The organism is Elstera litoralis, assembly GCF_000963705.1.
Lineage (GTDB): Bacteria > Pseudomonadota > Alphaproteobacteria > Elsterales > Elsteraceae > Elstera > Elstera litoralis.
On record NZ_LAJY01000184.1, the window covers coordinates 1 to 7,059 of the forward strand.

Consider the following 7,059-nt stretch of genomic DNA (forward strand, 5'->3'; position numbering starts at 1 on the left):
CGGCGCGCGCGGCGGCGGCGGCGCGCTTGGGCCAGGCCCCCCGGTTCGTTTTGGAGGAGAGAGGAGCGCCATGACATCGTTCGAACCCGTTTCCGTCCGCGTCGGTGGCGGCTGCCCGATCTGCCACAAGCCGAGCGAGCCGCGCGTTCGCCCTTTTTGTTCGGAGCGCTGCCAACAGCTCGATCTCGGGCGCTGGCTAACGGAATCCTACCGGGTTTCGGGGCCGCCGCTGGAAGAAGACGAGGCGGCAGAAGCCTTTAGCCAAACCACACCCCGCCCTGATGATGATTAAACCACCATGCGCGGCAGGAGTGCCGAGAGAAAACACCTAGACAGCCCCCCGGATCCTCGGCTATACCCCCCTTCGTTCCGACGGGCGCCCAGATAGCTCAGTTGGTAGAGCATGCGACTGAAAATCGCAGTGTCGCTGGTTCGATCCCGGCTCTGGGCACCACTTCCCCTATAAGTTCTTGATACCGTAGTTCTCCTTGATTTTTGGGCCACAAGGTCGAAAAATTGGGTCGAGAAAATGGTTGAGAAATTCCCGAAAGGGCGGGGTAGACCGCGCGGCAGCGGCACGCAAATTCAGTGGAAAAAACGCACGGCGTTTTATCGATCTTTACGTCCAGGCAGACCTGCGTCCGCCTTTCGAAGGGCGCACCTCCGTTCGCCGATACTTCGCCGCCGCCGAACCCCAGGAAGCCTATCGGCTCGCGGCGGAAGCGCGTCTTGAGCTCGAACGCCAAATTCGCTTCCTTGAAGACCCCGCACACGATCAACGCCGCCTGACCGCATTCGTATTCGTCATATGATTGATACTATCCGCTCGGCGATGCCCCTTAACCCAGGGGTGAGGGCAGGCCAGTAATTAGGAGGTCAAGCCCGTGGATAATGGCCTCTGGCTGTAGGAGTGGCGTGCCCGGTGACGGATCGATATACTTGATCCGTCGGAGGTGCCGACCGGCTGGGTCGGCGCTATTTAGGGCGAGCGATGGGCTTTTTTGCGCGTAAATCCCTAAAACCGCTTCAAACCATCGCACGGCAGACGGGTTTCCTCTGGCGCGATATTGTTGCGAGCAGCGGGCCGCGCTTTTGGCGGGTGGCGGTTCTGGCGTCGATAGCCGCGCTGGTGCAGGGTGGCGGGCTGCTGCTACTGCACCCGATTTTACAAATCCTCGGCCTTGCCGGATCGGCCCCGCCGCGTTTTTCCCGTTTGGGGGCAATCGGGCAGGCTTTGGGGCTCGGCGGCGCGCTGGCCTTCTATGTGGTGTTGATTACGGCGGCGGGGGCGCTGGTTTATGCACAGAGCTTAGCCGCGCTGCATCTGGTCATCGCCTATGGCGACACGTTGAGGAACCGGCTCTATCAGGCGATTATCACCGTCGATTGGGCGGTTGCCGCCACGCTGCGCCCGGCCAATCTGGCGCAGAGCCTAACGCGGGAAGTGTCGCAATGCGGCTGGGCCGTGGAACAGGCGGTTCGGCTATTCGCCACCGTGCTGCAAGTGCCGGTTTTGCTGGGCGTAGCGCTGACGCTCTCGCCGCTGTTCACGGGCATTGCCTGCGGGTTGGCGGTGGCAGTGGCGCTTCTCTTATTGCCGCTCAATCGGCGCAGCTACGCCCTTGCGGCGCGTCTCGCCGGGGCGAACCGGGCGCTGCATGCGGAAGTTGCTGATGAATTGGCGGGCTTGCGCATTCTAAAAAGTGCTGCGGGCGGAAACCGTGCGCAGCGCCGCTTTTTTCCAGCAGGTTGCGTCCTTGCGGTCCCGGCAGGTCGATCAAGCGCGCGCGTTGGGCTTGGCGGGGCGCGCCCAGACGAGCCTTGCGGCGGCGGTCGTGGCGGCGGCGGTTTGGTTCGGGATTGAAACCCTCGCCCTGTCGCTCGCCGATGTGCTGACGCTGGTGCTGATCTTCGCCCGGATTCTGATGCTGGTGCAGCGCGTGCAAGATCAGGGCCGTCAAGTCATCCGCATTTTGCCGATCTACGAGACTATCCGGCGCCAGATCGAAACCTATCGCGCCGCCGCCGAGCCAGAGGCGACGGAAGCGCCGATTTTTCGCCAGGAAATCCGATTGGAGGGCGTGGGTTATCGCTATGCCGAGGCCGGGCCGTGGGCGGTGCGCGGCCTTGATGCCGCCATTCCCGTGGGTTCGATCACGGCGCTGGTCGGCCCGTCGGGTGCGGGGAAATCGACTTTGGCGGACCTGCTGATGGGGCTGACCGAGGCGCGCGAGGGGCGCATTCTGATCGATGGCGTCCCGCTCACCCAAGGCGCGCGGGTGGCGTGGCGGCGGCGGGTGGCCTATGTGCCGCAGGACCCGTTTCTGTTCCACGATAGTTTGCGGGCCAATCTGCTGCTGGCAAAACCGGACGCGCGGGAAGAAGACCTGTGGCGCGCGCTGGACCGGGCGGCGGCGGGTTTCGTTCGGCACTTGCCCGAGGGGTTGGAAACGCGGGTAGGCGAGCGCGGAACGCGGCTCTCGGGCGGCGAGCGCCAGCGTATCGCCCTAGCGCGCGCCTTGCTGCAAGAACCCGATCTGCTGGTAATGGACGAGGCGACCAGCGCGCTCGACGATGCGACCGAGCAGCAAATTCTAAACGCGCTGGCCAGCGCGCGCGGGCAGGTGACGATGCTGGTGATTGCGCACCGGTCGGCCTCGATTGCGCTGGCGGATCGTCAGATCAGTCTTGCGCCGCCCGGCGCTCTATCATCTTCTGGGCCTCAAGATAGCTGAGGAACTCCAGCGTATCGGCTTCCACGGTTTCCAGCGGCGTTTGGTAGGTGCTGGCGAGGTCGGCACAGAGATCGCGCACGCATACGGGTTCTTTCAGCCGCTCCCAAATTGCGCGGCTCGTGGCGGTGAGCGCGTAATAGTGACCATTTTCGACACTCATCAGCACGGTTTCGTCGCCGACATTCGCATCGAGAATAGCGTCGTTCCGAACAACAATTGTTTCTAACGCGACCATGTTTTTCGCCTTCTTTCCGCTGTCTCGTCTCAACTATATAGGGGTAGATGGGGGCGGGAGAGTGTATAAACTGCGCTGATCTCGATATTTATACCACTCCCCCTGGGGAGGCGGAAAGCTGACCGGACCTTATGAGCGATTACCATCTTTTTGGCTGGCGGGTGCAAAGCGCTTTGCCGCTCCCGGACCTTCTATCGTGGCAGGGCGATGCGCGCGCGCCGGATATTGTCATTGAGATCGGCCCGGTCCCGCCGGTGGACCCGGACCTGCCGTCGTTTAGCCCCGCCGTTCAAATCGGCCCGACCGGCGTTCGGGTTGCGATTCCGGCAGTGGCGGCCTATTGGGTGGAAGCGGGGCGGCGCGTCGTCATCGAGCCGGTTTTGCCGGATGATGCGCCCGATATTCGCGTGTTTCTGCTGGGAACGGTGCTGGCGATCCTCTGCTTCCAGCGCGGCTTGCTGCCGCTGCACGCCAGTGCCGTCGATATTGGTGGGCGGGCTCTGCTGCTGTCGGGGGTGTCGGGTGCCGGGAAATCCACCCTGGCCGCCGCGTTTTCCGCGCGGGGCTACCGGCTTTTGAGCGATGATCTCTGCGCCCTTGAGGGGCGGGAGGGGCAGCCCTTGAGGGTTCTTCCCGCCTTTCCGCGCGTCAAGCTTTGGCGCGATTCGGCAAGCCAACTCCAAGTTCCCGTCGATGGTTTGGAGCGCAGCCGGGGGGAATTGGAGAAATATCACGTTCCGCTGGCGGAGGCGTTGTTCCAACCGAAAGCCCTGCCCCCAGCGCACATCGTTTTGCTGCGGACGGAGCGCGTGCCGGCGGAGCACCCGCCGCGCCGTCTTATTGGGGTGGAGGCGCTGCGGCGATACGATCTGGTTCACCGCTGGCGGTTAGGCGCGGCGCTCGGGTGCCAGGCATTGATCTTCAAAGCGATGGTGCGGTTGATCGAGGCGGTTCCGGTGATAGAAGTTGCCCGCAGCGATGATCTGGCCGATCTACCTGCGCTGGTCGATAGCGTGCTGGCGCTGGTGGCGGTGCAGCCCGAATGAGCGGGATTTATTGGCTCGCTTCCTACCCGAAATCGGGCAATACATGGCTGCGCCTGTTGCTGCATTCTTATGTGGCGGGCGGGGCAGCGGTCGATATTAACGGGGCGGCGCCGGATGGCTGGAACGTCAACGGGCGCACGCAGTTCGACGAAGCGGTTGGCCTTGCAGCATCGGATTTGACCGATGCCGAAATTTTGGCGTGGTGGCCCGCAGCGTTACAGAAATGGGTGCAGGCCCGCGCCGAGCCCGCCTATCTGAAAACCCATGGGATGGCCGCCCCGTGGGATTTTACGCGAGGGGCGGTCTATCTGGTGCGCGACCCGCGTGATGTGGCCCTCTCGCTCGCCCGGCACACCGATCGCAGTCTCGATACGGCGATTGAGATCATGGGAACGCGGGATAAGCTTATGAACCGGTCGCGCTATTGGCTGCAGCGGCGGTTGTTACAATCCTGGGGCAGTTGGAGCCAGAATGTCGAAAGTTGGCTGGCCCCAGCGCCCTTTCCCGTCCATATCGTCTCGTATGAGGCGATGCGCGCCGATCCCGCTGCTGCCTTATCGGGGCTCCTACCGGCCTTGGGGTTTCAGGTCGATCCTGGGGCGATAAAAGCTGCCGTCGCCGCGACGGCGCTGGAGACATTACAGGCCCAGGAAGCCGCCAAAGGCTTTGTCGAAGCGGAGGGACCGAATAGGTTTTTCGGCGAGGGGCGGGTTCAAGGATGGCGCGACCGGCTCACGCCCGCGCAAATCGCCCGAATCGAGACCGATCACGGACCAGTCATGCGACGCTTAGGGTATCTCGACGCTCATCATTGATTACCGCCCTCGCTCCAGCGAATAAAGCGACCGGTTTGAATAGCCCGCGGTAGCAAGACCTCATAGGCAAAGCGCCGGGTTTGCGCGGCTTCGGCGTCCGCAGGCCACGTCTCGATCAACTGTTTCAGGCGGGGCAGGTCGAGCATTTCGGCGGCGAGCGGGATATTGGCTAAACGTTCGACTTCAGCTGCGAAACTCTCGCGTTGGGCGGAGAGACGGGTGAACCATTCCGGGTTTTGCTGACCAAAGCCCCGCTCGGCGAGCAGGGGAGCGGGCAAGCGGTCGGCCAGCGCCCGGCGGGCAAGGCTACGCTGCACCCCGCCCAAGAGGTATTGCTCGCGCGGGATGGCAAGACAAAATTCCATAAGATCGGGATCGGATAAAGGGTCGCGGAGTTCAAAACCGTAATAGGCCCTGAGGGTGCGAAGGGTTTCGAGGGTGCGCGTGCGTTGGGCTTGCATATGATGCGCGATGAGCTTTCGGCTGTCGGTGGTATAGAGCGACAGCCCATCGTCGCCCTGGGCCGCGAGAGCTGCGCTCAGGCCGACCGTTACAGCGAACTCCGAGCGGATCGCGGCATATTTCGTGGAGGGCTCTTCACCGGGATGCCGCCAACGCCATAGGGTCGCGCGCAGTTTCGGCGGCAAAGCAGGAATTAAAACCTGGGCTTTAAGGGTGCCCCAAAGCGTCCCCTGGCGAAACCGAGCGGCCCCCGGAAGCACTTGAATAAGCTTATCCAGGCGGCCACTCCGGGCGAGATCGCCTAAGCCCCTTAAACCGGTGAAGCTAAGGGTTAAATTGCCGGATTGGCCCGTTAGCAGCACAGTATGCCCATTTTTTTTGAACGGCGCGATAGGCCGCGTCAAACCAGCCTAAGTGGTTGGCATTAAACTGATTACGCCCCCCGGCCACGAAAAAGGGGGTCGGGTCCAGTTCAATCGACGCGGGTTCGGTGGCATTGCAAAAATGCGGGCGGATATTGGAGTAACGGGCGGTGACGGCGTCGACATAAGGCCGCTCCCGGTCGTACCACCCCTTTCGCCCGGCGACCTCTTGCCCTGGGGGCGGTTCGACCGTGTAGGTCGAGAGGGGGGCCGGGGCGAGCAGACGCGCGGCGGTCGCCACCACCGCCGAACTATCGAGGCCACCCGAGAGCAGAAACCCTGGTGTTTGGGCGCTGCGCAAACTCCGCTGAACGGCTTGGTCCAGAAGATCGCGCGCCGCATCCGCATAGGCTTGCGGCGTTGGCAGGGTCACGCGGCGGCGGGTATCGAGACGCCAGAAGGCCTGTTCCCGCACACCGCGCCCGTCGGCGGTGAGATAGGTTCCCGGCGGTACGAGGCGGATGTTCTTGTAGAGCGTGTCGGCTGGATCGGCGACCGTCACCGTGAATTGCAGGGCGAGTTGCAGCGGATCGAGCGTTTTGGGAACGCTGGGGAATTGGTGGAGCGCGCTCAGCGTCGTTGCGAACCAAAACCCCTTGGGGCGCGCGTGCCAATAAACGATCCGCTGGGCCATTGGGGCCACGATGAGATACAGCCGTCGCTCCCGCGCGTCCCAGAGCGCAAGACTATAATCGCCCTTCAATTTGTGCAGCGTCTCAAACCCATAGCGGTCGACCCACGCTGACGCGATTTGCGAGTCCGGGGCATGGGGGGGAAGGCCCAGGTCCTCACGGATCGGGGCGGGCTCAAAGAGATACCCGTCGAAAAGAATAACGCGCCCCGCCGGATCTTGGAGGGGTTGGCGTTCGGCACGATCTTCGGGGGTTACGATTCGTTGAGCGTGCGTCAGAACGGCAAGATCATCGCGCCAAACCCGAGGCTTCCGGGGCCCACGCCAAAGAAAGCTGCGCCCGCCCGCGCCCGATCTTCTTGGGTTAGCGCTTCCGCCTCAAAAGCAATATAGCCGCGAAAGTCGCTCATACGACGAGGGTCAATTTATGCGTCCCGACCTCACGAGCCCGTGAAAACCCCACTGCCATCGTCGCCCGGTTTTGAGTCAAACTGGGTGAACTCGGCAATCGAAAATGTCCGAAGCGATTGGAGGGGCGCAACCCAGCCCATCGGCTGTGCTTCCGGGGATACGGCGTTAGGAAGGTTCTTAAGGTTCGGTAACGGCGTTTCCATGTAACATACCCTAGCTGATTCGGCCCAAAACTAAAATTACGCGAGGCGCCAGCCAGAAGACCGAACCCATCGCACTAACCCATACAATGATAGTCTTGG

At 62.6% G+C, this 7,059-nt stretch carries 8 protein-coding genes, 1 tRNA gene and 1 pseudogene; 6 read left to right on the top strand and 4 right to left on the bottom strand.

Going from position 1 to position 7,059, the window contains the following annotated elements; all coding sequences use genetic code 11:
• Positions 1 to 70 precede the first annotated feature (70 nt).
• From VZ95_RS08155 to VZ95_RS08175, 4 genes are all read left to right on the top strand, one after another.
• Positions 71 to 292, top strand: coding sequence for a DNA gyrase inhibitor YacG (locus VZ95_RS08155; protein ID WP_045775409.1), 222 nt, complete (start codon positions 71 to 73; stop codon positions 290 to 292).
• 86 nt (positions 293 to 378) lie between these two features.
• Positions 379 to 454 (top strand) — tRNA-Phe (locus tag VZ95_RS08160).
• A gap of 537 nt (positions 455 to 991) precedes the next feature.
• Positions 992 to 1,864 (top strand): ABC transporter transmembrane domain-containing protein, encoded by an 873-nt coding sequence (locus tag VZ95_RS26840; protein WP_045775411.1) that lies wholly within the window; start codon positions 992 to 994, stop codon positions 1,862 to 1,864.
• 61 nt (positions 1,865 to 1,925) lie between these two features.
• A complete protein-coding gene (locus VZ95_RS08175) occupies positions 1,926 to 2,735 on the top strand; it encodes an ATP-binding cassette domain-containing protein (RefSeq protein ID WP_232302550.1) in 810 nt (269 codons plus the stop codon).
• On the opposite strand, the gene VZ95_RS08180 is transcribed toward VZ95_RS08175, so the two are convergent.
• Positions 2,683 to 2,970: a PqqD family peptide modification chaperone gene (locus VZ95_RS08180; RefSeq protein WP_045775412.1), complete on the bottom strand. Its 288-nt coding sequence runs from the start codon at positions 2,968 to 2,970 to the stop codon at positions 2,683 to 2,685. The genes VZ95_RS08175 and VZ95_RS08180 overlap by 53 nt on opposite strands.
• A gap of 131 nt (positions 2,971 to 3,101) precedes the next feature.
• Between VZ95_RS08180 and VZ95_RS08185 the strand changes: the two genes are divergently transcribed.
• Positions 3,102 to 4,016, top strand: a complete 915-nt coding sequence (locus tag VZ95_RS08185; protein ID WP_045775413.1) for an HPr kinase/phosphorylase — start codon at positions 3,102 to 3,104, stop codon at positions 4,014 to 4,016.
• A complete protein-coding gene (locus tag VZ95_RS08190) occupies positions 4,013 to 4,831 on the top strand; it encodes a sulfotransferase domain-containing protein (RefSeq protein WP_045775414.1) in 819 nt (272 codons plus the stop codon). The genes VZ95_RS08185 and VZ95_RS08190 overlap by 4 nt, the downstream gene beginning before the upstream one ends.
• Here VZ95_RS08190 and VZ95_RS08195 read toward each other — a convergent pair.
• The 3 genes and pseudogenes from VZ95_RS08195 to VZ95_RS28120 all read right to left on the bottom strand — a co-directional run.
• A complete protein-coding gene (locus VZ95_RS08195; RefSeq protein ID WP_045775415.1) occupies positions 4,825 to 5,655 on the bottom strand; it encodes an asparagine synthase-related protein in 831 nt (276 codons plus the stop codon). The two genes, VZ95_RS08190 and VZ95_RS08195, sit on opposite strands and share 7 nt — an antisense overlap.
• Positions 5,618 to 6,217 carry an asparagine synthase-related protein gene (locus VZ95_RS28115; RefSeq protein WP_269747086.1) on the bottom strand — a complete coding sequence of 200 codons (600 nt, stop codon included), beginning with the start codon at positions 6,215 to 6,217 and terminating at the stop codon, positions 5,618 to 5,620. Before VZ95_RS28115 ends, VZ95_RS08195 begins: the two co-directional genes overlap by 38 nt.
• A 69-nt stretch (positions 6,218 to 6,286) precedes the next feature.
• Positions 6,287 to 6,646, bottom strand: a pseudogene (locus tag VZ95_RS28120) (hypothetical protein); the annotation flags it as partial.
• Between the last annotated feature and the right edge of the window lie 413 nt (positions 6,647 to 7,059).

Excerpts from the sequence above, each read along its gene's own strand:
- VZ95_RS08190 (WP_045775414.1), top strand. The coding sequence starts at position 4,013 with ATGAGCGGGATTTATTGGCTCGCTTCCTACCCGAAATCGGGCAATACA.
- VZ95_RS08185 (WP_045775413.1), top strand. The coding sequence starts at position 3,102 with ATGAGCGATTACCATCTTTTTGGCTGGCGGGTGCAAAGCGCTTTGCCG.
- VZ95_RS08155 (WP_045775409.1), top strand. The coding sequence starts at position 71 with ATGACATCGTTCGAACCCGTTTCCGTCCGCGTCGGTGGCGGCTGCCCG.
- VZ95_RS26840 (WP_045775411.1), top strand. The coding sequence starts at position 992 with ATGGGCTTTTTTGCGCGTAAATCCCTAAAACCGCTTCAAACCATCGCA.
- VZ95_RS08180 (WP_045775412.1), bottom strand. The coding sequence starts at position 2,970 with ATGGTCGCGTTAGAAACAATTGTTGTTCGGAACGACGCTATTCTCGAT.
- VZ95_RS08175 (WP_232302550.1), top strand. The coding sequence starts at position 1,926 with ATGCTGGTGCAGCGCGTGCAAGATCAGGGCCGTCAAGTCATCCGCATT.